Raw genomic sequence first — 25,364 nt, forward strand, 5'->3', positions numbered from 1 at the left:
AAGAAAAACCCCTTCTGCCTCGATTGATGCGCAATCGAGGTGGAAGGGGTTTGGTTAACTCTGGTTCGACGCAAATCCCCTGTAGGAGCTGCGGAACGCTGCGATCTTTTGATCTTGATTCTGAAAATCAAAAGACCGCAGCCTCGTTGCACTCGTCAGCTCCTACAGGTTTTGCTGTGGCTTACGCCGCGCCGTCGAGGAACTGCTCGGCGTAGTGGCAAGCCACCTGCCGGTTATCCAGTTCACGCAACAGCGGTTCTTCCGTGCTGCAACGCTCGGTCGCGTACGGGCAGCGCTTGTGGAACGCGCAACCCGGTGGCGGGTTCAGCGGGTTGGGCAGTTCGCCGACGATCTTGATTTTCGGCTTGTGCGGATCCGGGTGAATGGTCGGGGTCGCCGACAGCAGCGCCTGGGTGTACGGGTGCAGCGGGCGCTCGTAGATGTCGTTCTTCGGACCCAGTTCAACCGGGCGACCCAGATACATCACCATCACATCATCGGCCACGTGCTGCACCACCGCGAGGTTGTGCGAGATGAACACGTAGGCAGTGTTGAACTCCTGCTGCAGGTCCATGAACAGGTTGAGCACCTGGGCCTGAATCGACACGTCCAGCGCCGAAGTCGGTTCGTCTGCCACCAGCACTTTCGGCTGCAGCATCATGGCCCGGGCGAGGGCGATACGCTGACGCTGACCACCGGAGAACATGTGCGGATAGCGCTGGTAATGCTCGGGACGCAAGCCGACCTGCTTCATCATCGCCTGGACTTTCTCGCGACGCTCAGTGGCCGACAGTTTGGTGTTGATCAGCAGCGGTTCGGCCAGTTGATCACCGATTTTCTGCCGTGGGTTCAACGACGCATACGGGCTCTGGAACACCATCTGCACGTCTTTGCGCAGTTGCTTGCGCTCGGCCTTGTCGGCGCCGGCAACTTCCTGGCCGGCGATCTGCAGCGAGCCCGACGATGGCTCTTCAATCAGCGTCAGGGCGCGGGCGAGGGTGGATTTGCCGCAGCCCGATTCACCCACCACGGCGAGGGTCTTGCCGGCTTCCAGTTCGAACGACACGCCGTTGAGCGCGCGCACGGTGGCGTGGCCCTTGAACAGGCCACGGGAGACTTCATAGTGACGGGTCAGGTCGCGGGCGGTAAGTACGACGGCCATTACGCCACCTCCTGGTTCAGCGGGTAGAAGCAGCGGGCGAGGCTGTTGGCTTTCGGATCGAGGCCCGGACGCTGGGTGCGGCAATTGTCCTGCACGTACGGGCAGCGCGGCGACAGCAGGCAACCCTGCGGACGGTCGTAGCGGCCCGGGACGATGCCCGGCAGGGTCGACAGACGCGAGGCGCCGAGGCTGTGCTCGGGAATCGCCTTGAGCAATGCTTCGCTGTACGGGTGCGCCGGAATGTCGAACAGTTGCGGCACCTGGCCGACTTCAACGGCCTGGCCGGCGTACATCACGCAGACGCGCTGAGCGGTTTCGGCAACGACGGCGAGGTCGTGGGTGATCAGCACCAGGCCCATGTTCTGCTCTTTCTGCAACGCCAGCAGCAGATCCATGATCTGCGCCTGAATCGTCACATCGAGGGCCGTGGTCGGTTCGTCGGCGATCAGCAGTTTCGGCTCGCCGGCGATCGCCATGGCGATCGCAACACGCTGGCTCATACCGCCAGACAGTTGATGCGGGTAGGCGTCCATACGGCTGGCGGCGCCCGGGATTTCAACTTTTTCCAGCAGTTCGATGGCACGCTTGCGCGCTTGCTTGCCGGACATTTTCAGGTGCAGGCGCAGCACTTCTTCGATCTGGAAACCGACGGTGTAGCTCGGGTTCAGCGCGGTCATCGGGTCCTGGAAAACCATCGACAGGTCTTTGCCGACGATCTGCCGACGCTGACGATTGCTCAGTTTGAGCATGTCCTTGCCGTCGAAGCTGAGTGAGTCGGCGGTGACGATGCCGGGATGCTCGATCAGACCCATCAGCGCCATCATGGTCACGGATTTACCCGAACCCGACTCGCCAACGATGGCCAGTACTTCGCCTTTGTCGACTTTCAGGTCGAGGCCGTCGACCACCGGCGTGGCGGTCTTGTCGCCGAAGCGGACGTTGAGATTCTTGATTTCTAGCAGTGACATTTGAATCTCCTCAGGCGGCGTTCTTGAGTTTCGGGTCCAGCGCATCGCGCAGGCCGTCGCCCATCAAGTTGATTGCCAGCACGCTGAGCAAAATGGTCAAACCAGGCAGACTTACGACCCACCAGGCGCGTTCGATGTAGTCGCGGGCCGAGGCCAGCATGGTGCCCCACTCAGGGGTTGGCGGTTGTACCCCGAGACCGAGGAAGCCCAGTGCGGCGGCATCGAGAATTGCCGAGGAGAAGCTCAGGGTCGCCTGCACGATCAGCGGCGCCATGCAGTTGGGCAGCACGGTGATGAACATCAGACGCGGCAGACCGGCACCGGCCAGGCGCGCGGCGGTGACGTAATCGCGGTTCAATTCGCCCATCACGGCAGCACGGGTCAGACGCACGTAGGACGGCAGGGAAACCACGGCAATCGCGATCACGGTGTTGATCAGGCCAGGGCCGAGGATGGCGACGATCGCCACAGCCAGCAGCAGCGACGGCAGGGCCAGCATGATGTCCATCAGACGCATGATGGTCGGGCCGACCACTTTCGGGAAGAAACCGGCGAACAGACCCAGCAGGATCCCCGGAATCAGCGACATCACCACCGACGACAAACCGATCAGCAGCGACAGGCGCGAGCCCTGGATCAGACGCGACAGCAGGTCACGGCCAAGTTCGTCGGTGCCGAGCAGGAACTGCATCTGCCCGCCTTCGAGCCACGCCGGCGGCGTCAGCAGGAAGTCACGGTATTGCTCGCTCGGGTTATGCGGCGCGACCCACGGCGCGAAGATCGCGCAGAAAATGATCAGCAGCATGAACAGCAGGCCGGCAACCGCGCCCTTGTTTTTCGAGAACGCTTGCCAGAATTCTTTGTACGGTGACGGGTACAGCAGGCTTTGATCCACGGCGGACGTGGCGGTGGCTACTGAGGAAGTTGGAGTGCTCATGGGTATTGACCTCAGCGCTGATGACGGATGCGTGGGTTGGCAAAGCCGTAGAGGATATCCACCACGAAGTTGACCAGAATCACCAGGCAGGCGATTAACAGGATGCCGTTTTGCACCACCGGATAGTCCCGGGCGCCGATGGCTTCGATCAGCCATTTGCCGATGCCGGGCCAGGAGAAAATGGTTTCGGTCAGGACCGCACCGGCCAGCAACGTGCCGACTTGCAGGCCGACCACGGTCAGCACCGGAATCAGTGCGTTGCGCAGACCATGCACGAACACCACGCGCGACGGCGACAGGCCTTTGGCCTTGGCGGTGCGGATGTAGTCTTCGCGCAGCACTTCGAGCATCGACGAACGGGTCATCCGCGCGATCACCGCCAGCGGAATGGTGCCGAGCACGATGGCTGGCAGGATCAGGTGATGCAGGGCGTCGAAGAACGCGCCGACGTCATCGGCCAGCAGCGTGTCGATCAGCATGAAGCCGGTTTTCGGCTCGATGTCATACAGCAGGTCGATGCGCCCGGAAACCGGGGTCCAGCCCAGGCTCACCGAGAAGAACATGATGAGGATCAGGCCCCACCAGAAGATCGGCATCGAGTAGCCCGCGAGGGAGATGCCCATCACCCCGTGGTCGAACAGCGATCCTCGTTTGAGTGCCGCGATCACCCCGGCCAAGAGCCCGAGGATGCCAGCGAACAGCAGGGCGGCCATGGACAGTTCCAGGGTCGCCGGGAAAAGAGAGGTGAACTCGGTCCACACACTTTCACGGGTACGCAACGACTCACCGAGATCGCCCTGGGCCAGTTTGCCGATGTAGTCCAGATACTGGGCATACAGCGGCTTGTTCAGCCCCAGGCGTTCCATTGCCTGAGCGTGCATTTCGGGGTCGACCCGACGTTCGCCCATCATCACTTCCACGGGGTCGCCCGGAATCATGCGAATCAACGCGAAAGTCAGCAAGGTGATGCCGAAAAACGTGGGGATCAACAACCCCAGTCGGCGGGCAATAAAACTAAACATCTTGTGTGGTACCTCATCAGCCGGTTAGGCGTGTCCGGCGTCCCTCAGGTCAGGGACGCCGGGCGTTTCTTATCTACTTCACCTGGGTGGTGGCGAAGTTATTAGTGGTGAGAGGGCTGATGTGGTAGCCCTCTACATTTTTGCGCATTGCAGTGAACATCCGAGTATGGGCCATGCTGATCCATGGCTGGTCCTGATTAAACAGCACTTGAGCCTGTTCGTAGAGCGCGGCGCGTTCGGCCGGATCTACTTTAGCCCGTGCTTCATCCAGCAGTGCCTGGAATTTTTCGTTGCACCAGCGTGCGTAGTTTTCGCCGTTCTTGGCGGCCTCGCAACTGAGCATAGGCGTCAGGAAGTTATCCGGGTCGCCGTTGTCGCCCGCCCATCCGGCCGAGACCATGTCGTGCTCGCCGGCCTTGGCGCGCTTGAGCATCTCGCCCCATTCCATGACGCGGATGTCGATCTTGATCCCGACTTTCGCCAGGTCAGCCTGCATCATTTGTGCGCCGAGCATCGGATTGGGGTTGGTCGGACCGCCGCCGTTACGGGTGAACAGGGTAAACGTGGTGCCTTCCGGAACCCCGGCTTCCTTGAGCAGCTTGCGCGCTGCATCGAGGTCGCGTGGCGGGTTCTTCAGGTCATGGTTGTAACCGAGCAGGGTCGGCGGGTACGGGTTGACCGCCACCGACGCGTTGCCCTTGCCGAATAGCGCGTTGACGTAGGCTTCCTTGTCGAACGCGATGTCGATGGCTTTGCGCACACGCACATCGCTCATGTACTTGTGCTGAGTGTTCATCGCCACGTACGAAACGGTCATCGCGTCGAGCTCGTCGACTTTCAGGTTGCTGTCTTTCTTGATGCTCGGGATGTCATCCGGTTTCGGATACAGGGCGACCTGACATTCGTTGGCCTTGAGCTTCTGCAGACGCACGTTGTTGTCGGTGGCGATCGCCAGGATCAACGCGTCGGCCGGTGGCTTGCCACGGAAATAATCCGGGTTGGCCTTGAAGCGTACCTGGGCATCCTTGGCGTAGCGCTGGAAGATGAACGGGCCGGTGCCGATCGGCTTGTTGTTGAGGTCGCCGGCCTTGTTGGCCTTGAGCAACTGGTCGGCGTATTCGGCCGGGTAGATCGATGAGAACGCCATGGCGAGGTCGGCGAGGAACGGCGCTTCGCGGCGGGTCAGGGTGAACTTGACCGTGTTGTCGTCGATTTTCTCGACGCTTTTCAGCAGTTCCTTGAAGCCCATGCTCTCAAAGTACGGGAAGCCCACGCTCGACAGTTTGTGCCACGGGTGATTCGGGTCCAGCTGGCGCTGGAAGCTCCAGACCACGTCGTCGGCATTCATGTCACGGGTCGGCTTGAAATATTCGGTGGTGTGAAACTTGACGCCTTTGCGCAGGTGGAACGTGTAGCTCAGGCCGTCTTCACTGATGTCCCAGGACTCGGCAAGTGCCGGGATCACTTCAGTGGTGCCGGGCTTGAAATCGGCGAGCCGGTTGAAGATGGTTTCGGCCACAGCGTCCGCCGTGACTGCAGTTGTGTACTGGACCATATCGAAGCCTTCCGGGCTGGCTTCGGTGCAGACCACCAAGGGTTTGGCCGAGGCGCCGACAGCGACACTCAGCAACGCAGCCGCGATGGCCGCACGTAGGGGAAGCATTTTCATCGATAACCCTCTGCAATCGGTTGAAGACAGAAAACCGAACGGCCGACTCATCATGAGTCAGCCGCCGGTTGCGTTTTTACAGAATGTTGAACGGGATGGTGGTCACGAGACGGAACTCGTTGATGCTGCCGTCAGCCTGGTTTTCGCTGGCACGGTGCGCGGTGTAGGTGCCGCGAATCGTCGTGGCTTTGAGCGGGCCGCTTTGTACTGCATAGGCTGCACCGACGCCGTATTCATAGTGGTGTTCGCCGTCCATCGCCTGCACGCCATCGTAGCCGCCACCCTTGTAGTGAGTGCCGTCGATGCCCCAGCCGCGTGCCTGGTAGATGTTGAATTTCAGGCCAGGCACGCCGTATTCGGCCATGTTGATGCCGTAGGAAACCTGGAAGGACTTCTCGTTCGGGCCGTTGAAGTCCGAGAGCAGGGAGTTGGCCAGGTAGATACCGTTGGTTTCGTGCAGGTAGTCGAAGTACTCGTTACCGTTCACTTCCTGATAGGAGAAGGTCACGGTGTGCGCCTGATGCGTCAGGCCGAACGACAGCGAGTAGGTGTCGTTATCGATGTCACCGAGCAGTTTTTTGCCTTCGTCGACGGTCTTGTAGTAGTTCAGGCCGGTGGTCAGGCTCAGCACCGAGCTGTCGCCCAGCACGTGGGTGGCGCCGAAGTAGTACTGGTTCCACAGGTCTTCGGCCTGGGTGCCCCACAGGCTGGTGGTCAGGCTGGCGAACGGCTGGTACGAAATACCGGCGGTGTTGACGTGATCGGCTTCGGCGTTGATGTCACCGTATTCCGAGCGGAATTTGCTCAGGCTTTCTTCGGTACGTGGCGAAACGCGGTCGAAGGTGGCGACGTCGAACGCCAGGTTGTTCAGCTCTTCGCTGTGGATCGCGATACCTTCGAAGCTCGATGGCAACGGACGGTTACCGATCACATCGACTTGCGGGCTGCTGAAGTTCATGCGGCCGGCGGTCAGGGTGGTGTTGGAGATGCGCGCCTTGACGTTGGCCAGGCCCAGCTTGCTCCACTGACCTACCGCGTCACCGCCTTCACGGGTCAGGGTACGGTTGTTGCCCGCGCCTGGGCGGGTGCCCGGCGCGCCGCCGTTGTTCGCGGCGAGGTTCTCGCGGTCGCGCTCAAGGGCGATTGCGTTGTAGGCAGCCACTTCGGTGCTGAAGCCGACAGTACCTTCGGTGAAGCCCGAGTTGTACTTGATGATCGTGCCTTGCACCCAGTTGATCCGGCGATCGGTTTCGGTCGACTGGCCGTTCTTGCGGTAAGCGAACTTGCCGCCACGCTTGAGTTGTTCGTTGGCGTACCAGTTACGGGTCGAACCGCTGATCGATTGCCCTTCGAGGAAGCCGGTGGCTTCGGCCTGGGCGCTCTTCTCGTTGACGGTAACCGGGGTAAACGCCTGGCTCTGGGTTTCCGCATAAGCCGTGGCGGTGATGCTGCTGATGGCCAAGGCCAGTATCGCGGTGCTGCTCAGTTTCATGGGTGAAGCTCCTTTACTTTCTTTTTATCCCGGCTTTTTTTGGTATGCCGGTTATTGGTTTAGAACTCGTTCACACATCGCAAACGTTTGCAAAAGGCCGGATTGGCGAATTTCGGCAAAGCGCTTGCGTGAGGGGAGTAGACGGCTCCCCTCAGCATTGCGGCTAATCGGTTGGTTTAATCGATACTGACACCCGAGAACACATTGCGGCCGAACGGGCTGACTTTGAACCCTTCGACCCTGGTGCTTAACGGCTGGTTGACCGTCGAGTGGGCGACAGGCGTGATCGGCACTTGCTGTTTAAGCAATTGCTGGGCCTGTTTATAAAGCTCGGTGCGCTGGTCACGATCGGTGACGACTTTGGCCTGTTTGATCAGCTTGTCGTACGCCGGATCGCACCACATGGAGTAGTTGTTGCCGCCGATCGCGTCGCAGCTGTACAGCGTGCCCAGCCAGTTGTCCGGATCCCCATTGTCACCGGTCCAGCCGATCAGGCTGATGTCATGCTCGCCGTTCTTGGTGCGCTTGATGTACTCGCCCCATTCGTAGCTGACGATCTTCACTTTCAGACCGATCTTGGCCCAGTCGGACTGGAGCATTTCGGCCATCAGTTTGGCGTTCGGGTTGTACGGGCGCTGCACCGGCATCGCCCACAGGGTGATCTCGGTGCCTTCTTTCACACCGGCAGCCTTGAGCAGCTCTTTGGCTTTTTCCGGGTTGTAGGCGGCGTCCTTGATGGTGTCGTCGTAGGACCACTGGGTAGGCGGCATGGCGTTGACGGCCAGTTGGCCGGCGCCCTGATAAACAGCGTTGAGAATCCCCTGTTTATTCACCGCCATGTCCAGCGCCTGACGCACTTCCAGTTGATCGAACGGCTTGTGGCGCACGTTGTAGGCGATGTAGCCGAGGTTGAAGCCAGGCTTGGTAATCAGTTGCAGCTTCGGATCGGTTTTCAGCGCTTCGACATCGGCAGGGCGCGGGTGCAGGGTGATCTGGCACTCGTTGGCCTTGAGTTTCTGCACGCGTACCGAGGCGTCGGTGTTGATCGCGAAAATCAGGTTCTTCAGTTTGACCCGGCTCGGATCCCAGTACTGCGGGTTGCCGGTGTAGCGGATGTTCGAGTCTTTCTGGTAGCTCTTGAACACGAACGGCCCGGTGCCGATCGGCTTCTGGTTGATGTCGCTCGGCTTGCCGTCGGCCAGCAACTTGTCGGCGTATTCGGCGGACAGAATCGAGGCGAAACTCATGGCGATGTTCTGGATGAACGCGGCGTCGACGCTGTTGAGCGTGAACTCCACGGTCAGCGGCCCGGTCTTTTCGACCTTCGCGATGTTCTTGTTCAGGCTCATCCCGTTGAAGTACGGGAACTCGGTGGGGTAGGCCTTACGGAACGGCTGTTGCGCGTCGAGCATGCGATTGAACGTGAACAACACGTCGTCGGCGTTGAAATCGCGGCTCGGCTTGAAGTAAGGGGTTGTATGAAATTTCACGCCTTCACGCAGGTGAAAGGTGTATTTCAGGCCATCTTCGGAAATGTCCCATTGGGTCGCCAGACCCGGTACGACGTTGGTCGCGCCCTTTTCGAACTCGACCAGACGGTTGTACAGCGGCTCGGCGGCGTCGTTGTCGGTGGCCGTCGTGTATTGCGCGGTATCGAAACCCGCCGGACTGCCTTCCGAGCAAAACACCAGGCTGTCGCTGGCGGCGTAGCTTGCAGACGTGGCGGCCAACAGGCCGGCGCCCAACAGTGCGGAAAAAACCAAGGTATGGCGCATGACGCTCCCTCTTTTTTAGTGTTGTGCAATGCGCCTCGGCCCGATCCCGGGACTTTTTGGCCGCATTGAGCTCAATCCAATACGTACGGCAAAACCGGTGGCCCACGCAGACACTGGTCAGTACGCGACGGTAGGCACCGTGCTGCTGGCAGTAAATACGTAATTGCCTTAATGCTCGTAGGAAAAGTCGACGCGCCTATACCGAAGCAATCATCTGCGGCGGATTTGGGTGTAGGCCTTTTCCTTTTTTCCCGGTAGATAAAGCAACGGCGACGTCAGAAACGCCGCCGCTGCAATGTCTTACTTGCTGACGCTGACGCCGTAGAAGGAATTCAGGCCAAATGGGCTGATCTTGAAATCCTGCACGTTGGCGCGCATGGGTTGATACACCGTCGAGTGAGCGATAGGTGTCATTGGGACTGCATCTTTAAGGACGTGTTGCGCCTGTTTGTACAGCTCGGTGCGCTTGCCCTGGTCGGTGGTACGTTTGGCTTCTTTCACCAGGCCGTCGAACTTCTTGTCGCACCACTTGGAGAAGTTGTTGCCGCTCAGCGAGTCGCAGCCAAACAGCACGTTGAGCCAGTTGTCCGGATCACCATTGTCACCGCTCCAGCCAATGATCATGGCCTGGTTCTCGCCACCTTTGGAACGCTTGATGTACTCGCCCCATTCGTAGCTGGTGATCTTCACTTTCAAGCCGATCTTGGCCCAGTCGGACTGGAGCATCTCAGCCATCAGTTTGGCGTTAGGGTTGTACGGACGCTGAACCGGCATCGCCCACAGAACGATTTCGGTACCTTCCTTGACGCCGGCTTCCTTGAGCAGCTGCTTGGCTTTCTCAGGATCGTACTTGGTGTCTTTGATGGTGGTGTCGTAGGACCACTGGGTCGGCGGCATGGCGTTGACGGCCAGCTGGCCAGCGCCCTGGTAAACCGAATCGATGATCTGCGGCTTGTTCACGGCCATGTCCAGCGCCTGGCGCACGCGCAGGTCAGCCAGCGGGTTGGCCTCGTTGCTGCCCTTGACCTTGTCCATCACGTTGTAGGCGATGTAGCCCAGGTTGAAGCCGGCCTGATCCGGCATCTTCAGCGACTTGTCTTCTTTCAGCGCTTTCAGATCGGCCGGACGCGGGAACAGGGTGACCTGGCACTCGTTCTTTTTCAGCTTCTGGATACGCACCGACGGGTCGGTGGTGATGGCGAAGATCAGGTTGTCGATCTTCACGTCTTCAGGCTTCCAGTAATCCTTGTTGCCGGTGTAACGGATGTTCGAGTCTTTCTGGTAGCTCTTGAACACGAACGGGCCAGTGCCGATCGGCTTCTGGTTGATGTCGGCGGCTTTGCCATCCTTGAGCAACTGGGCGGCATATTCGGCGGACTGTACCGAAGCGAAGCTCATGGCCAGGTTCTGGATGAACGCGGCGTCGACTTCTTTCAGCGTGAACTTGACGGTGTGGTCATCGACTTTGTCGATCTTGGTGATGTTGGTGTCCATCCCCATGTCGGTGAAGTACGGGAATTCGGTCGGATACGCCTTACGGAACGGGTCGTCCTTGTTGATCATGCGGTTGAACGTAAACAGCACGTCGTCGGCGTTGAATTCACGGGTCGGCTTGAAATACGGGGTGGTGTGGAACTTGACGCCTTCGCGCAGGTGGAAGGTGTAAGTCAGGCCATCGTCGGAAATGTCCCACTTGGTCGCCAGACCAGGAATCACGGCGGTGCCGCCGCGCTCGAACTGGGTCAGGCGGTTGAACATGGTTTCGGCTGAGGCGTCGAAGTCGGTTCCGGTGGTGTACTGGCCTGGATCAAAACCGGCCGGGCTCCCTTCGGAGCAGAACACCAGGTTAGTCGCAGCGGTGGCGAAAGGTGCGGAGGCTAACAAGCCTGCGCCGACTAGAAACGGAATGACCGCGTGTTTAAGCATGTTGGCCTCATGATTTGTTGTCATTTTTTAGTAGTGAGGTACGACCTCGTGAGTCGTGCCTGCGGATACTTATGCAGGGCCCATACCCAATGCAAGATCCAGAGCGGTCGGCGGCGTTAAACGGTGGCACGTACGTACCTTAATGTCGCATCCGTGTAACTTTTGACGCATTTGACCGTTTGCGGGTGGTTTTTAAGGTGCAAACCGAGCCCCAAAACGGTGCGGCAGTCATCTTCTGCGCGCCGCCTTGGGGCTGGGTGTTACTTATTTATACCCACGCCATAAAAAGGGGTTAGACCGAAAGGACTGATACGGAAGTCAGTGACCTCTTTGCGCAACGGCTGGAAGACCGTGGAGTTGGCGATCGGCGTGATCGGCACCTGCTGTTTAAGGATCAGTTGCGCCTGTTGATACAGTTCTACCCGTTGCGCTTTATCCGTGGCCACTTTGGCCTGCTGCACCAGTTTGTCGTAGGCGGGATCGCACCATTTCGCATAGTTGCTGCCTTTGACGGCCGCGCAGCTGTAAAGCACGCCGAGCCAGTTGTCCGGGTCGCCGTTGTCGCCGGTCCAGCCGTAGATCATGGCGTCATGTTCGCCATTCTTGGCGCGCTTGATGTACTCGCCCCATTCATAGCTGACGATGTTGGCCTTGATGCCGATCCTGTCCCAGTCCTGCTGGATCATCTGCGCCGACATTCGCGCATTCGGGTTCGAGGCACGCTGCACTGTCATCGCCCACAGGTTGATGGTTGTACCGGGTGCAACCCCGGCTTCCTTGAGTAGCGCCTTGGCTTTGACCGGGTCGTAAGGTGCGTCTTTTATGTTCGGGTCGAACGACCATTGCGCGGGTGGCAAAGCGTTCTGCGCCAGTTGGCCGGCGCCCTGGTAAACCGCCTTGATGATTGCCGGTTTGTCGATGGCCATGTCCAGCGCCTGACGCACCTTGAGCTGATCAAGCGGCGGGTGGGTGGTGTTGTAGGCGAGGAAGCCAAGGTTGAAGCCGGCCTGTTTGAGCACGCGCAGGTTCGGGTCTTTTCCCATCACCTCGATATCGGCCGGGCGCGGGTAACCGCTGACCTGGCATTCACCGGCCCTGAGCTTCTGCAGGCGCACGGCGGCATCAGGTGTGATCGAGAAAATCAGGTTGTCGATTTTCACGTCTTCGGGTTTCCAGTAGGCCTTGTTCGCTGCGTAGCGGATCTGTGAATCCTTCTGATAGCGCTTGAACACGAACGGACCGGTGCCGACCGGTTTCTGGTTGAGGTCGGCGGCTTTGCCGTCCTTCAACAGTTGTGCGGCGTATTCGGCCGATTGTACCGAGGCGAAGCTCATGGCGAGGTTCTGTACGAAGGCTGCATCAACGTTGTTGAGGTTGAAACGCACGGTGTGGTCGTCGAGTTTTTCCACCGATTGGATCGTGGTGTTCAGGCCCATGTCGGTGAAGTAGGGGGATTCGGCGGGGTAGGCCTTGCGGAAAGCGTTGTCCGGGTCGAGCAGGCGCTGGAAGGTGAACAGGACGTCGTCGGCGTTGAAGTCGCGGGTCGGGGTGAAATAGTCGGTGGTGTGGAATTTCACCCCTTCGCGCAGGTGGAAGGTGTAGTGCAGGCCGTCGCTGGAGACGTCCCATTTGGTCGCCAGGCCGGGTTCGATGTCGGTGCCGCCGCGCTGAAATTGGGTGAGGCGGTTGAAGACGGTTTCGGCGGAGGCGTCGAAGTCGGTGCCACTGGTGTATTGGCTCGGGTCGAAGCCGGCGGGGCTGGCTTCGGAGCAGTAGACGAGGGTTGTGGCGGCGTTGGCGATCGGTGCGGTGGCGGCAAGGGCCAGGGAGATCAAGAGCGGTTTGAGGGTGGATCTTGGCATGGAGTCCCCGGGGAATTGGCGGTGGTGGTGGATTGAGATTAGCGGGGATTCGGGGGCGTCCGGAAATATCGTTTTTCTCGTGGGAGTGTCTATCTCGGTATATGTGGCTGTGTTTTGGGTGCATATCCGTTGCTTCGGGTGCTGCGGCTGGCGGTTTCGCCTGACGGCGACTTACTTTTTTACAAGCGCCAAAAAAAGTAAGCAAAAAACGCTAGCTCCTACGTTCGTCCCACTCGCTGGGGCTCGGGGTTCCTTCGCTCCGGGATCAATCCGGGCGCAGCGGCTCCGGTTTGCTTCGCTGCACCTCCTTCCGCTGTGTCTGGCTGCGCCAGACGGTCGCTGCGCTCCCACCCCCGGATCAATCCCTCCGATCAGCCTTCCGACGTCGCCCGTGGATCAAGATCAAGAGCAGGCGAGCTGACACTCGGCCTATTGAGTGGTGAAAAGCGTGGGGGGGCCGGCTTTTGATTTGTGTTGTTGCTGCCCCTCACCCCAGCCCTCTCCCGAGGGAGAGGGGGCCGATTTGGGTGGTGTTCAAAACCTGCATTCGACTCGGTACCTCACGTCGGCGTAGCTCTCGCAATCACCTCGGTCAGTCCCCTCTCCCTCTGGGAGAGGGTTAGGGTGAGGGGCTTGTGATCTTCTGCATATTTGCATTCAGCTCGGTATTCCACGTCGGCGCAGGTCTGCCAAACACCTTGGTCAGTCCCCTCTCCCTCCGGGAGAGGGCTAGGGTGAGGGGCTTTTGATGTTCTGCATATTTGCATTCAGCTCGGTATTCCACGTCGGCGCAGGTCTGCCAAACACCTCGGTCAGTCCCCTCTCCCTCTGGGAGAGGGTTAGGGTGAGGGTTTGCTTTTGGCTGTTTAAATCCGCTGCCAAATAACCAGAACCTTCCCACAAGGTTTTCAGGTTGTCCGTCGGACGTCCGCTCTCTAGTCTGGGGCGTCGCTGGTTGTTCAGCGATCGGGTGTGAGAACCCGACATTCATAGTCATTCAGTGCCCAGATCCGCATAATTGCCGCCAGCAAGTCTGCTGCCTGCAAAGTGCGTTATGGCGGCTCTGTGCGGGCGGACTTATGTCCGGCCGGGTGCCTATGACCGGTTTTCTCACCCCGCACAAAGCTGCCACCTCTTCGCCGTGTGAGAAACGGCATCGAGATGGCTCAACCTCATAGGTGAAGCGTATGACCAAGCCAGTCCCCGACCCACCCGAAGAAACCCCAACCCCCCTCGAAGCCGCGCTGCGCGCCGACGATCTCGCAAAAAACCGCGAAGCCATCAAGCGTGCCCTCGATTTCTATCTCTGCCCGGCACCCAGCAAACCCCATCCACCCAGCACGATGTTTCTGATCCAGCCCGACATCGATACTGAAAGCCTGCTCGCCCACGCCTGTGAATCCCTCGCGTCAGCCAACACGCTGGCCAGCGATTTCGCCGATCAGCTCGGCCGTCCGCAGCGCAATACGGCGCTGGCGATTCAGCAGATCATCATGCTGGCGGAGCTGGCGGTGAATCGGGCGCTGGATCGGGTGGATCCGCACGCTTGAGACCGCGTCATCGTTCTTCGCGAGCAGGCTCGCTCCCACATCCAAATGCGTTCAACCTGTGGGAGCGAGCCTGCTCGCGAAGGCGGTGGAACATTCACCACAAATCCCGGGCATAAAAAAACCGCCGATCATTCACCGATCGGCGGTCCTTCATTGAGCCAAGCTCAAATCACTGCATCAACACTTCAATCGCGCCATCAGCCGTCATGCTGACCTGGCTGGTGCCCGCTTCAACTTCCGGCGTCACCGGTGCCGAATCCATGGCCGCGGCTTTCATCATCATCGGCGCGCGCAGGTACGGTTGTGGGTAACCGTTGCTGTTGAGGTTCAGGTTGACGATTTTGTAGCCCTTGCCGCCCAGGGCGTCGGTGGCCAGTTGCGCGCGATTCTTGAAGGCGGTGACGGCTTCTTTGAGCAATTGGTCTTCACTGGCCTTGCGGGTCGGGTCGGCGATGGCGAAGTCCATGCCGCCCATTTTCAGGTCGGTCAGCAGTTCGCCGGTGAGTTTGGACAGGGCGGCGAAGTCGGTGCTTTCCAGGCGCAGTTCGGCGCGTTCGCGCCAGCCGGTGATTTTCTGGCCCTTGGTGTCGTAGATCGGGTAGCTGTTGCGGCTGCCGGTGCGCAGGGTGACGTCTTTGACCTGTTTGGCCTGGGCGGTGGCCTTGTTCATGGTGGTGCTGATGGCGGCGGCGAGTTTGGCCGGGTCGGTGTTCTGCTCTTCGGTGTAGAGCGTCACGATCATCTGGTCGCGGGCGACTTCCTGGCTGACTTCGGCGCGCAGGGAAATCTGGTTGTAGTGCAGCTCATCGGCGGCCAGCGCCGGAAGGCTGGCGACGCTGCCGACGGTCAGGGCGAGGAGGGCGGCGCTGCGGCGAAATGTGTGCATGAAGGCTCCTTGAATGAGGCGCAGGTGTTGGGTCTCGGCCTGCGTGAACCATCAGACTCTAACTTCTATGATCCGGTTCGCCCAGTTACAACTTCGATACAGATCGGCCTGGTGGGGCGGCAGTGCCTTTGTGGCGAGGGAGCTTGCTCCCGCTCGGCTGCGCAGCAGTCGTAAAATCAGCAGCAGCGCTGTTTCAGAAAGATCATGGTAGCCGGGTTCGGGCCTGCTCCGCAGGCCAGCGGGAGCAAGCTCCCTCGCCACAGGTGATATGCCGCAACAAAAAATCGCCTCGTTTGAATTTACGGGCAGCGCCATGTGGTCGTTTGCCGCACTTTCGCCTCTGAACCCCGCGCCTTGGTTATACTCCGTGCGATCCGCCTGGAGCGCTCATCAGGAGAGCTCATGCTCGCCCCCGTACAACTGACTTCCGCCACTCGCCAGAACCTCTGGCGGCTGACTTTCATCCGCACCCTGGTGCTGGCCGCGCAGGCCGGATCCGTGGGCCTGGCGTACTGGCTGCAATTGTTGCCATTGCCGTGGGTGCAGTTGGCGATGACCCTGGGCTGTTCGATTCTGCTCTGCGTGTTCACGGCTGTGCGCCTGCGTACGTCGTGGCCGGTGACCGAGCTTGAATACGCGCTGCAATTGGCCTGCGATCTGGTGATTCACAGTGCGCTGCTGTATTTCTCCGGCGGCTCGACCAACCCGTTCGTTTCCTATTATCTGGTGCCGCTGACCATCGCGGCGGTGACGTTGCCGTGGCGTTATTCGGTGATTCTGTCCGGCATCGCACTAGCGCTGTACACGGTGATGCTGACGCGTTTCTACCCGCTGGAAACCTTGCCGGTCGCCCGTGAGAATCTGCAGATCTACGGCATGTGGCTGAGCTTCGCCCTCGCCGCTGCAGTAATCACGTTCTTCGCCGCGCGCATGGCTGAAGAGCTGCGCCGGCAGGAAGAGTTGCGTGCGATTCGTCGCGAAGAGGGTCTGCGCGATCAGCAGTTGCTGGCCGTTGCGACCCAGGCTGCCGGTGCGGCGCATGAGCTGGGTACCCCGCTGGCGACCATGAGCGTGTTGCTCAAGGAAATGCAGCAGGATCACCCCGATGCACTGCTGCAGGACGATCTGAAAGTGCTGCAGGATCAGGTCAAGCTGTGCAAGGAAACCTTGCAGCAACTGGTCCGCGCCGCTGAGGCCAACCGGCGTCTGGCAGTAGAAATGCAGGACGTCACCGATTGGCTCGACGAGGCGCTGAACCGCTGGCACCTGATGCGCCCGGAGGCCAGTTATCGCTTCCAGCGTCTCGGCCAGGGCACGGTGCCGCGCATGGCGCCGCCGCCGGATCTGACTCAGGCGCTGCTTAATTTGCTGAACAACGCTGCTGACGCCTGCCCGGAAAATCTCCAGGTGACGCTGGATTGGGATGCGGAAACGTTGACCATCAGCATTCGCGACCACGGCGCCGGTGTGCCGCTGGCCATTGCCGAGCAGATCGGCAAACCGTTTTTTACCACCAAGGGCAAAGGTTTCGGCCTGGGCCTGTTTTTGAGCAAGGCCAGCGTGACACGCGCCGGCGGCTCAGTGAAACTCTATAGTCATGAGGAAGGCGGCACGCTCACCGAGCTGCGCCTGCCCCACGGCGCCCGAGGAGACCAACATGAGTGACGAAATCCAAGTCGAAGGCGAAGAACTGCCGCATCTGCTGCTGGTCGACGACGACGCGACCTTCACCCGCGTCATGGCCCGTGCCATGGCCCGCCGCGGCTTTCGCGTCAGCACCGCCGGTTCCGCTGAAGAAGGCCTGACCATCGCCCAGGCCGATCTGCCTGATTACGCCGCGCTGGACCTGAAAATGGACGGCGATTCCGGCCTGGTGTTGCTGCCCAAGCTACTGGAGCTGGACCCGGAAATGCGCGTGGTGATCCTCACCGGTTATTCGAGCATTGCCACCGCGGTCGAGGCGATCAAGCGCGGCGCCTGCAACTATCTGTGCAAACCCGCCGATGCCGACGACGTACTGGCCGCGCTGCTGTCCGAGCACGCCGACCTCGACAGTCTGGTGCCGGAAAACCCGATGTCGGTCGACCGCCTGCAGTGGGAGCACATCCAGCGCGTGCTCACCGAGCACGAAGGCAACATCTCCGCCACGGCGCGAGCGCTGGGCATGCACCGCCGCACCCTGCAGCGCAAACTGCAGAAGCGTCCGGTGCGTCGCTGAACCTGCGCTGAACGACTATCGCCTGCCCTCGCGATAAATCGCGCCGATCATCTATGATCGGCGCGTGTCTGTTGTTTTTTCTATCGAGCCTTATCCATGAATCAGAACGCTGAATATTCCGCGGTCAACGATGCTGTGCGCGGGCAGTTTTTTCGCAAAGTCTGGGCGATGACCACGCCTTACTGGCGCAGCGAAGAGAAGGGCAAGGCCTGGACATTGCTGATTGCCGTGATCGCGCTGACGTTGTTCAGCGTATGGATCGCGGTGTGGCTGAACAGTTGGTACAAGGATTTCTACAACGCCCTGCAGAAAAAGGACGAGGCGGCGTTCTGGCAGTTGATCCTGTACTTCTGCGGTATTGCGGCTGTGGCGATTCTCGCTGCGGTTTATCGCCAATATCTGACGCAGATGCTGACCATTCGCTGGCGGGCATGGCTGACCGAAAAGCACTTCACCCGTTGGCTTGAACACAAGAATTACTATCAGCTGGAGCAGGGCGGTTACACCGATAACCCCGATCAGCGAATTTCCGAAGACCTTAATAAATTCACCGCGAACACGCTGGCGCTGGGCTTGGGCTTGATCCGTACGGTCGTCAGTCTGGTGTCGTTTTCGATCATCCTGTGGGGTGTGTCCGGGAGCATCGAGGTGTTCGGTTTCACTATTCCCGGCTATATGTTCTGGTGTGCACTGGTCTATGCGGCGGTCGGCAGTTGGCTGACGCACTTGATTGGTAGACGTCTGATCGGTTTGAACAACAATCAGCAGCGCTTTGAAGCCGACCTGCGTTTTTCGATGGTTCGGGTACGCGAAAACGCTGAAAGCATCGCGTTGTACAACGGCGAGCCGAATGAAAACCGTCGTTTGAGCAATCGCTTCGGACTGGTCTGGCATAACTTCTGGGACATCATGCGCGTGTCCAAGCGCCTGACGTTTTTCACTTCGGGCTATGGCCAGATCGCAATCATTTTTCCGTTCATCGTTGCAGCGCCGCGGTATTTCAGCGGCAAGATCGAGCTGGGTGAGCTGATGCAAATCAACTCGGCGTTCGGCAATGTGCAGGAGAACTTCAGTTGGTTCATCAGCGCTTACCAGGATCTGGCCGAGTGGCGGGCCACTTGCGATCGTCTGCTGAGTTTCCGCAATGCCATGAGCAACAACGAGGAGCGCGTGCCCGCCATCGATGTGCAGAATCAGGGCAGCGAATTGCAGGTGCACCGCCTCGGCCTGGATCTGGCCGACGGTCGTCACCTGCTGACCAACGCCGATTTGACCGTGGAGGCGGGTGAGCGAGTGATGCTCAGCGGCCGTTCCGGCAGCGGCAAGTCCACTCTGCTGCGGGCGATGGGGCATTTGTGGCCGGCGGGCCACGGCAATATTCGTTTGCCGGCGGCGCGCTACCTGTTCCTGCCACAGAAACCTTATCTGCCCATCGGTACATTGCGTGAGGCACTGAGTTATCCACAACCGGGCGACACCTACGCGCCAGAGCGTTATGCACAAGTACTGGAAACCTGCCGTCTGCCGCACCTGGTTGGACGTCTGGATGAGGCCAATCACTGGCAGCGCATGCTCTCGCCGGGCGAGCAGCAACGCCTGGCCTTCGCCCGCGCACTTCTCTATGCACCGCAATGGCTGTACATGGACGAAGCCACTTCGGCGATGGATGAAGAGGACGAGGCGACGCTTTATCAGGCGTTGATCGATGAGATTCCGGGGTTGAGCATTGTCAGCGTCGGCCATCGAAGCAGTTTGAAACGATTCCATCCACGGCATGTGCGGATCGACAGCGGGCGTCTGGTGGAGCAACCCGTGACTGCCTGACGCCCACACAACCCCTGTAGGAGTGAGCCTGCTCGCGATAGCGTCGATAAATTCAACATGGATGTGGCTGATAGAACGCTATCGCGAGCAGGCTCACTCCTACAAAGGGTATGTGATCTGGGCGGTGATCGTACAACTCGCTTGAGCTATGATGGCCGCAAGCCGAACTTTCGAGACAAGATACAAATCATGGAAAAGCTGATCGACACCCCGCGCCTCCCCCGCAAGCGCCGCAGCCTCGCCCAGGAACTGGTGACGGTGTTGAGCGAGCAGATCCGCGATGGCCTGCTCAAGCGTGGCGACAAGTTGCCCACCGAGTCGGCGATCATGGAAGCCCATGGTGTCAGCCGCACTGTGGTGCGCGAAGCGATTTCCCGTTTGCAGGCTGCCGGTCAGGTGGAAACCCGCCACGGCATCGGCACCTTTGTTCTCGACACACCGAGCCCGAGCGGTTTCCGCATCGACCCGGCCACTGTCGTCACTCTGCGTGACGTCCTGGCGATTCTCGAATTGCGTATCAGCCTCGAAGTCGAATCCGCCGGCCTCGCCGCGCAACGTCGCAGTGCCGAGCAACTGGCAACCATGCGCGCCGCCCTCGACGCCCTGAACGAAAGCGCCTCGCATGCCAGCGATGCGGTGTCTTCGGACTTCGCTTTCCACCTGGAAATCGCCCTGTCCACTGGCAACCGCTACTTCACCGACATCATGACCCACCTGGGCACCAGCATCATTCCGCGTACGCGGCTGAACTCGGCGCGCCTGGCCCACGATGATCAACAGCATTACATGAGCCGCCTGAGCCGCGAGCACGAGGAAATCTACGACGCGATTGCCCGTCAGGACTCCGATGCCGCGCGTGCGGCGATGCGTCTGCACCTGACCAACAGCCGCGAAAGGCTGCGCCAGGCCCATGAAGAGGCGCAGGCGCAGGGCTGAGGTTGGATCAGCCTTTAAGCGTGATTTCCAATGGTAATGATTGCCGGACGTTGCCTGCTCTGTCGTTGGAGTACTGCAAGCGCGCATTCATGCCAGCATTGAGCATTTTTTCAAATAGCGCTTTCGGGATTGCAAACTCAACGGGCTCTCCAGCGGAGCTTTCAGTCAGTACTACGGAATGTGACCACTGCTCGGCGCCGTCAGAGTCGTACACGTTCAGTGTAATTGTGTCCCCTAAGGCCGCTTCTTGAGACGCAGGTACTATTCCGTGAGCGGGGTCCACCAGGCTAGATACGTGCAGGACGCCATTGATTGCTTCCTCCAGCACAGGTGCAGGCAGCATTTGGATAGCGAAACGTTTATCTGTCATGTTCAAAATCCTTTTAGTTGTCGAAACGAGCCGTTGGCAGCTCAAGCTGATTAACGTATGGATCGCGAAAGCCTGGCACCTGTAAGAAATACCAGTCCCGACCAACGGTCATTCCTCAAACACCCAATCCCTCACGCCTCAACCCGCAACCTCAACGCCTGCGAATACGGTTCCATACTCGACTCATCCCGAAATTTGTACCTCAGCTCCACCTCGCGGTTCAGATACGGTTGCAGCGCCTCTTTCGGCAGTTGCACCTCGATGTCGAACAGCTTTTCCATTTCATCCTCGGCGTCGTCCCAGGCGCCAGTGTCCACCTCATCGCCTTCCCATTCAGGATCCTCGGCGTCGCTGCCGAGGATCGCGTAAACGCTCCAGTTCGCTGCGAAATCGCTGGAATCCGGCACCTGCACGGTGAGGATGTCCGGCAGTTGCGAGAGTTGAACGGTGACGCAGTCATCCTGCGCAGGGGCGGCGTGGGGGAGGGTGGGGGCGGCAAAATGCATCGACATAAAGGCTTCCTTTGAGTGGTCCGCCACGATCCTTCGTGGCAGTCGACGTACTTTACGAGCCGCTGGTCCCTCAGGAATTAAACGAATCCAGACCAGATATTTCCGCGAGCGAAGGCTTCAAGGACAGGCCTTCCAGCGATTTCAGCAAGCGCAAAAAGCGATTTTGTCGGACAAAAAAGCGCTGCCAACGATGAAATGCAGTTGACGGTTATCTTTTAAGTTGTACGATGACCTACAACTTCGGCGAAGGCTGAACGGTCCACTCACAATAAAACGTTGCTACCAGGGTGTTCGAATAATGAATCCACAAGAACTGAAGTCCATCCTCTCTGCCGGCCTGCTGTCTTTCCCGGTGACCGATTTCAACGCGCAGGGCGATTTCAACCGCGCGGGCTACATTAAACGCCTGGAATGGCTGGCTCCGTATGGCGCTTCAGCTCTGTTCGCTGCCGGCGGCACCGGTGAGTTCTTCTCCCTGGCCGCCAGCGAATACTCGGAAATCATCAAGACTGCCGTTGACACCTGCGCCACCAGCGTGCCAATCCTCGCCGGCGTCGGTGGTTCGACCCGTCAGGCCATCGAATACGCTCAGGAAGCCGAACGTCTGGGCGCCAAAGGCCTGTTGCTGCTGCCGCACTACCTGACCGAAGCGAGCCAGGACGGTGTTGCCGCGCACGTTGAAGCCGTGTGCAAATCGGTGAAGATCGGCGTGGTCGTCTACAACCGCAACGTTTGCCGCCTCACCGCACCGCTGCTGGAACGTCTGGCCGAGCGCTGCCCGAACCTGATCGGTTACAAGGATGGCCTGGGCGATATCGAGTTGATGGTGTCGATCCGTCGCCGCCTCGGTGATCGTTTCAGCTACCTGGGTGGTCTGCCGACCGCCGAAGTCTACGCCGCTGCCTACAAGGCGCTGGGCGTGCCGGTGTACTCCTCGGCGGTGTTCAACTTCATCCCGAAAACCGCGATGGACTTCTACCACGCGATCGCTCGCGAAGATCACGCCACCGTCGGCAAGATCATCGACGACTTCTTCCTGCCATACCTGGACATCCGCAACCGCAAGGCCGGTTACGCCGTGAGCATCGTCAAGGCAGGTGCAAAAATCGCCGGCTATGACGCAGGCCCGGTGCGGGCACCGCTGACCGACCTGACCGGCGAAGAGTACGAAATGCTCGCTGCGCTGATCGACAAGCAAGGCGCGCAGTAAACGAGAAAAGCGAGGCCGCTGAGCAATCAGCGGCTTTTTGCGTGAAGGCTTTTAGAGTTGAGGGCTGCCCTGTGACAACTGCAAAACGCTACGACAATTACATCAACGGCGAATGGGTCGCCGGTGCCGATTACTCGGCCAACATCAACCCGTCCGAACTCAGCGACACCATCGGCGACTACGCCAAGGCTGATCTGACTCAGGTCAACGCCGCCATCGACGCCGCTCGGGCTGCGTTCCCGGCGTATTCCACTTCGGGCATTCAGGCCCGTCACGATTCGCTGGATAAAGTCGGCACTGAAATTCTCGCCCGTCGCGAAGAACTCGGCACGCTGCTGGCCCGTGAAGAAGGCAAGACCCTGCCGGAAGCGATCGGTGAAGTGACCCGCGCCGGCAACATTTTCAAATTCTTCGCCGGTGAGTGCCTGCGTCTGTCCGGTGACTACGTGCCGTCGGTACGCCCGGGCGTCAACGTTGAAGTCACTCGCGAAGCGCTGGGCGTGGTCGGTCTGATCACCCCGTGGAACTTCCCGATCGCCATCCCGGCTTGGAAAATCGCTCCGGCGCTGGCCTACGGCAACTGCGTCGTGCTCAAGCCTGCCGATCTGGTTCCGGGCTGCGCTTGGGCGCTGGCGGAAATCATCTCCCGCGCAGGCTTCCCGGCCGGTGTGTTCAACTTGGTGATGGGCAGCGGTCGTGTGGTTGGCGATGCCTTGGTGCAGAGCCCGAAAGTCGACGGCATCAGCTTCACCGGTTCGGTAGGCGTTGGCCGGCAGATCGCGGTCAACTGCGTTTCGCGTCAGGCCAAGGTTCAGCTGGAAATGGGTGGCAAGAACCCGCAGATCATTCTCGACGACGCCGACCTCAAGCAAGCGGTCGAGCTGTCGGTGCAGAGCGCGTTCTACTCCACCGGCCAGCGTTGCACGGCGTCGAGCCGTCTGATCGTCACCGCCGGCATTCACGACAAGTTCGTTGAGGCCATGGCCGAGCGCATGAAGTCGATCAAGGTCGGTCACGCGCTGAAAGCCGGCACTGACATCGGTCCGGTGGTCTCCCAGGCGCAGCTTGAACAGGACATGAAGTACATCGACATCGGCCAGTCCGAAGGTGCACGTCTGGTCAGCGGTGGTGGTGTGGTGACCTGCGATACCGAAGGCTACTTCCTCGCACCAACGCTGTTCGCCGACAGTGAAGCGTCGATGCGTATCAGCCGCGAAGAGATCTTCGGCCCGGTCGCCAACATTGTGCGGGTGGCCGATTACGACGCCGCGCTGGCGATGGCCAATGACACCGAATTCGGCCTGTCGGCCGGCATCGCGACCACCTCGCTGAAGTACGCCAACCACTTCAAGCGCCACTCCCAAGCCGGGATGGTGATGGTCAACCTGCCGACTGCCGGTGTGGATTACCACGTACCGTTCGGTGGCCGTAAAGGCTCGTCCTATGGCTCCCGCGAGCAAGGCCGCTATGCGCAAGAGTTCTACACGGTCGTGAAGACCAGTTACATCGGCTCCTGATACACGCAATACCCCTGTAGGAGCTGCCGAAGGCTGCGATCTTTTGATCTTTAGAAGCAAAGATCGCAGCCTTCGGCAGCTCCTACAGGGAACACCCGGCAAACCGGGGACCAAAGAAGCTTCACCCGCGCATAAAAATAATCAGTGGGAGTACATCTGCATGCAATCCTCCAAGCCGACTCACGTCCGCTATTTGATCCTGCTCATGCTGTTTCTGGTGACCACGATCAACTACGCCGACCGTGCCACGATCGCCATTGCCGGTTCCAGCCTGCAAAAGGATCTGGGCATTGACGCCGTTACCCTCGGCTACATCTTCTCCGCATTCGGTTGGGCCTACGTCGCCGGGCAAATTCCCGGTGGCTGGTTGCTCGATCGCTTCGGCTCGAAAAAAGTCTATGCCCTGAGCATTTTCACCTGGTCGCTGTTCACCGTGCTGCAAGGCTTCGTCGGTGAATTCGGCATGTCCACGGCAGTGGTTGCGCTGTTCATGCTGCGCTTCCTCGTGGGCCTGGCCGAAGCGCCATCGTTCCCTGGCAACGCGCGCATCGTCGCCGCGTGGTTCCCGACCGCTGAACGCGGCACCGCTTCGGCGATCTTCAACTCGGCGCAGTACTTTGCCACCGTGTTGTTCGCGCCGCTGATGGGCTGGATCGTCTACAGCTTCGGCTGGGAGCACGTGTTCATCGTCATGGGTATCCTCGGCATCGTGTTCTCGCTGGTATGGCTGAAAGTCATCTACAGCCCGCGTGAGCACCCACGCGTCAACGAGGCCGAGTTCAAGCACATCGCTGACAACGGCGGCATGGTCGACATGGATCAGAAGGGCAAGAAGTCCGACGGTCCGAAATGGGACTACATCCGTCAGCTGCTGACCAACCGCATGATGCTCGGTGTGTATCTGGGCCAGTACTGCATCAACGGCATCACCTATTTCTTCCTGACCTGGTTCCCGGTGTATCTGGTGCAAGAGCGTGGCATGACCATTCTCAAGGCCGGTTTCATCGCTTCGTTGCCGGCGATCTGCGGCTTTATCGGCGGCGTGCTCGGCGGGGTGATTTCCGATTACCTGCTGCGCAAGGGCCACTCGCTGACCTTCGCCCGCAAGGCGCCGATCATCGCCGGTCTGCTGGTATCGAGCAGCATCGTTGCGTGCAACTATGTTGAAGTGGAATGGATGGTGGTTGGCTTCATGGCCCTGGCATTCTTCGGCAAAGGCGTTGGCGCACTGGGCTGGGCGGTGGTCTCCGACACTTCGCCGAAACAGATCGCCGGTCTGAGCGGTGGCCTGTTCAACACCTTCGGCAACATCGCTTCGATCACCACGCCGATCGTGATTGGCTACATCATCAGCTCCACCGGTTCGTTCAAATGGGCGCTGGTGTTTGTCGGCGCCAACGCACTGGTCGCGGTGTTCAGCTACCTGGTGATCGTCGGCCCGATCAAGCGTGTGGTGTTGAAAGAGCCGCCTGCGAAGGGCGGTAATGAAGCCACCGGCAATTTGTCTCAAGCGCATTCCTGAGGAGCG

General features: G+C 59.7%; 20 protein-coding genes. 8 read left to right on the forward strand and 12 right to left on the reverse strand.

The window, feature by feature from the left end; genetic code table 11:
* Positions 1-181 precede the first annotated feature (181 nt).
* The 9 genes from BLU71_RS26075 to BLU71_RS26115 form a co-directional block, all read right to left on the reverse strand.
* A complete protein-coding gene (locus tag BLU71_RS26075) occupies positions 182-1,162 on the reverse strand; it encodes a peptide ABC transporter ATP-binding protein (RefSeq protein WP_042608794.1) in 981 nt (326 codons plus the stop codon).
* Complete coding sequence (locus BLU71_RS26080) at positions 1,162-2,130, reverse strand: ABC transporter ATP-binding protein (protein ID WP_016771722.1); 969 nt, start codon at positions 2,128-2,130, stop codon at positions 1,162-1,164. Before BLU71_RS26080 ends, BLU71_RS26075 begins: the two co-directional genes overlap by 1 nt.
* Before the next feature lie 10 nt (positions 2,131-2,140).
* The gene (locus BLU71_RS26085) at positions 2,141-3,067 is read right to left on the reverse strand and encodes an ABC transporter permease subunit (RefSeq protein ID WP_016771721.1); all 927 of its coding nucleotides are present in this window, start codon (positions 3,065-3,067) and stop codon (positions 2,141-2,143) included.
* A gap of 11 nt (positions 3,068-3,078) precedes the next feature.
* Positions 3,079-4,089: an ABC transporter permease subunit gene (locus BLU71_RS26090; protein WP_016771720.1), complete on the reverse strand. Its 1,011-nt coding sequence runs from the start codon at positions 4,087-4,089 to the stop codon at positions 3,079-3,081.
* 73 nt (positions 4,090-4,162) lie between these two features.
* Positions 4,163-5,758, reverse strand: a complete 1,596-nt coding sequence (locus BLU71_RS26095) for an ABC transporter substrate-binding protein (protein ID WP_042608793.1) — start codon at positions 5,756-5,758, stop codon at positions 4,163-4,165.
* 76 nt (positions 5,759-5,834) lie between these two features.
* Positions 5,835-7,250, reverse strand: coding sequence for an OprD family porin (locus BLU71_RS26100; RefSeq protein WP_042608792.1), 1,416 nt, complete (start codon positions 7,248-7,250; stop codon positions 5,835-5,837).
* 176 nt (positions 7,251-7,426) lie between these two features.
* Positions 7,427-9,025, reverse strand: a complete 1,599-nt coding sequence (locus tag BLU71_RS26105; RefSeq protein WP_064364479.1) for an ABC transporter substrate-binding protein — start codon at positions 9,023-9,025, stop codon at positions 7,427-7,429.
* Positions 9,026-9,325: 300 nt separating this feature from the next.
* Positions 9,326-10,951, reverse strand: coding sequence for an ABC transporter substrate-binding protein (locus tag BLU71_RS26110; protein ID WP_042608790.1), 1,626 nt, complete (start codon positions 10,949-10,951; stop codon positions 9,326-9,328).
* Positions 10,952-11,211: 260 nt separating this feature from the next.
* Positions 11,212-12,813 (reverse strand): ABC transporter substrate-binding protein, encoded by a 1,602-nt coding sequence (locus BLU71_RS26115; protein WP_083354215.1) that lies wholly within the window; start codon positions 12,811-12,813, stop codon positions 11,212-11,214.
* A gap of 1,187 nt (positions 12,814-14,000) precedes the next feature.
* Here BLU71_RS26115 and BLU71_RS26120 point away from each other — a divergent pair.
* Complete coding sequence (locus BLU71_RS26120) at positions 14,001-14,363, forward strand: DUF6124 family protein (RefSeq protein ID WP_042608788.1); 363 nt, start codon at positions 14,001-14,003, stop codon at positions 14,361-14,363.
* Between the two features lie 169 nt (positions 14,364-14,532).
* Here BLU71_RS26120 and BLU71_RS26125 read toward each other — a convergent pair whose 3' ends face one another.
* Entirely contained in the window at positions 14,533-15,249 is a 717-nt protein-coding gene (locus BLU71_RS26125; RefSeq protein WP_065615777.1) for an SIMPL domain-containing protein, read from the reverse strand.
* A 402-nt stretch (positions 15,250-15,651) separates the two neighbouring features.
* On the opposite strand from BLU71_RS26125, the gene BLU71_RS26130 reads away from it, so the two are divergent.
* The 4 genes from BLU71_RS26130 (at position 15,652) to BLU71_RS26145 (ending at position 20,227) form a co-directional block, all read left to right on the forward strand.
* Positions 15,652-16,914, forward strand: a complete 1,263-nt coding sequence (locus BLU71_RS26130) for an ATP-binding protein (RefSeq protein ID WP_042608786.1) — start codon at positions 15,652-15,654, stop codon at positions 16,912-16,914.
* A complete protein-coding gene (locus BLU71_RS26135) occupies positions 16,907-17,467 on the forward strand; it encodes a response regulator transcription factor (RefSeq protein ID WP_003221630.1) in 561 nt (186 codons plus the stop codon). The genes BLU71_RS26130 and BLU71_RS26135 overlap by 8 nt, the downstream gene beginning before the upstream one ends.
* A gap of 96 nt (positions 17,468-17,563) precedes the next feature.
* Complete coding sequence (locus BLU71_RS26140) at positions 17,564-19,291, forward strand: ABC transporter ATP-binding protein/permease (RefSeq protein WP_042608784.1); 1,728 nt, start codon at positions 17,564-17,566, stop codon at positions 19,289-19,291.
* 189 nt (positions 19,292-19,480) lie between these two features.
* On the forward strand, positions 19,481-20,227 hold the full coding sequence (locus BLU71_RS26145; RefSeq protein WP_042608783.1) for a FadR/GntR family transcriptional regulator: 747 nt from the start codon (positions 19,481-19,483) through the stop codon (positions 20,225-20,227).
* 7 nt (positions 20,228-20,234) lie between these two features.
* Here the strand turns inward: BLU71_RS26145 and BLU71_RS26150 are convergent, their stop codons facing one another.
* Both BLU71_RS26150 and BLU71_RS26155 read right to left on the reverse strand, forming a co-directional pair.
* Complete coding sequence (locus BLU71_RS26150; RefSeq protein WP_083354216.1) at positions 20,235-20,597, reverse strand: hypothetical protein; 363 nt, start codon at positions 20,595-20,597, stop codon at positions 20,235-20,237.
* Between the two features lie 131 nt (positions 20,598-20,728).
* A complete protein-coding gene (locus BLU71_RS26155) occupies positions 20,729-21,109 on the reverse strand; it encodes a hypothetical protein (RefSeq protein WP_083354217.1) in 381 nt (126 codons plus the stop codon).
* Positions 21,110-21,407: 298 nt separating this feature from the next.
* On the opposite strand from BLU71_RS26155, the gene kdgD reads away from it, so the two are divergent.
* The 3 genes from kdgD (at position 21,408) to BLU71_RS26170 (ending at position 25,358) form a co-directional block, all read left to right on the forward strand.
* Positions 21,408-22,319 (forward strand): 5-dehydro-4-deoxyglucarate dehydratase, encoded by a 912-nt coding sequence (gene kdgD, locus BLU71_RS26160; RefSeq protein WP_039759443.1) that lies wholly within the window; start codon positions 21,408-21,410, stop codon positions 22,317-22,319.
* A 71-nt stretch (positions 22,320-22,390) separates the two neighbouring features.
* The gene (locus tag BLU71_RS26165; protein ID WP_042608781.1) at positions 22,391-23,836 is read left to right on the forward strand and encodes an aldehyde dehydrogenase family protein; all 1,446 of its coding nucleotides are present in this window, start codon (positions 22,391-22,393) and stop codon (positions 23,834-23,836) included.
* Positions 23,837-23,996: 160 nt separating this feature from the next.
* The gene (locus tag BLU71_RS26170; RefSeq protein ID WP_051600602.1) at positions 23,997-25,358 is read left to right on the forward strand and encodes an MFS transporter; all 1,362 of its coding nucleotides are present in this window, start codon (positions 23,997-23,999) and stop codon (positions 25,356-25,358) included.
* Positions 25,359-25,364 lie beyond the last annotated feature (6 nt).

Source organism: Pseudomonas moraviensis (genome assembly GCF_900105805.1).
Classification (GTDB): Bacteria; Pseudomonadota; Gammaproteobacteria; order Pseudomonadales; family Pseudomonadaceae; genus Aquipseudomonas; species Aquipseudomonas moraviensis_A.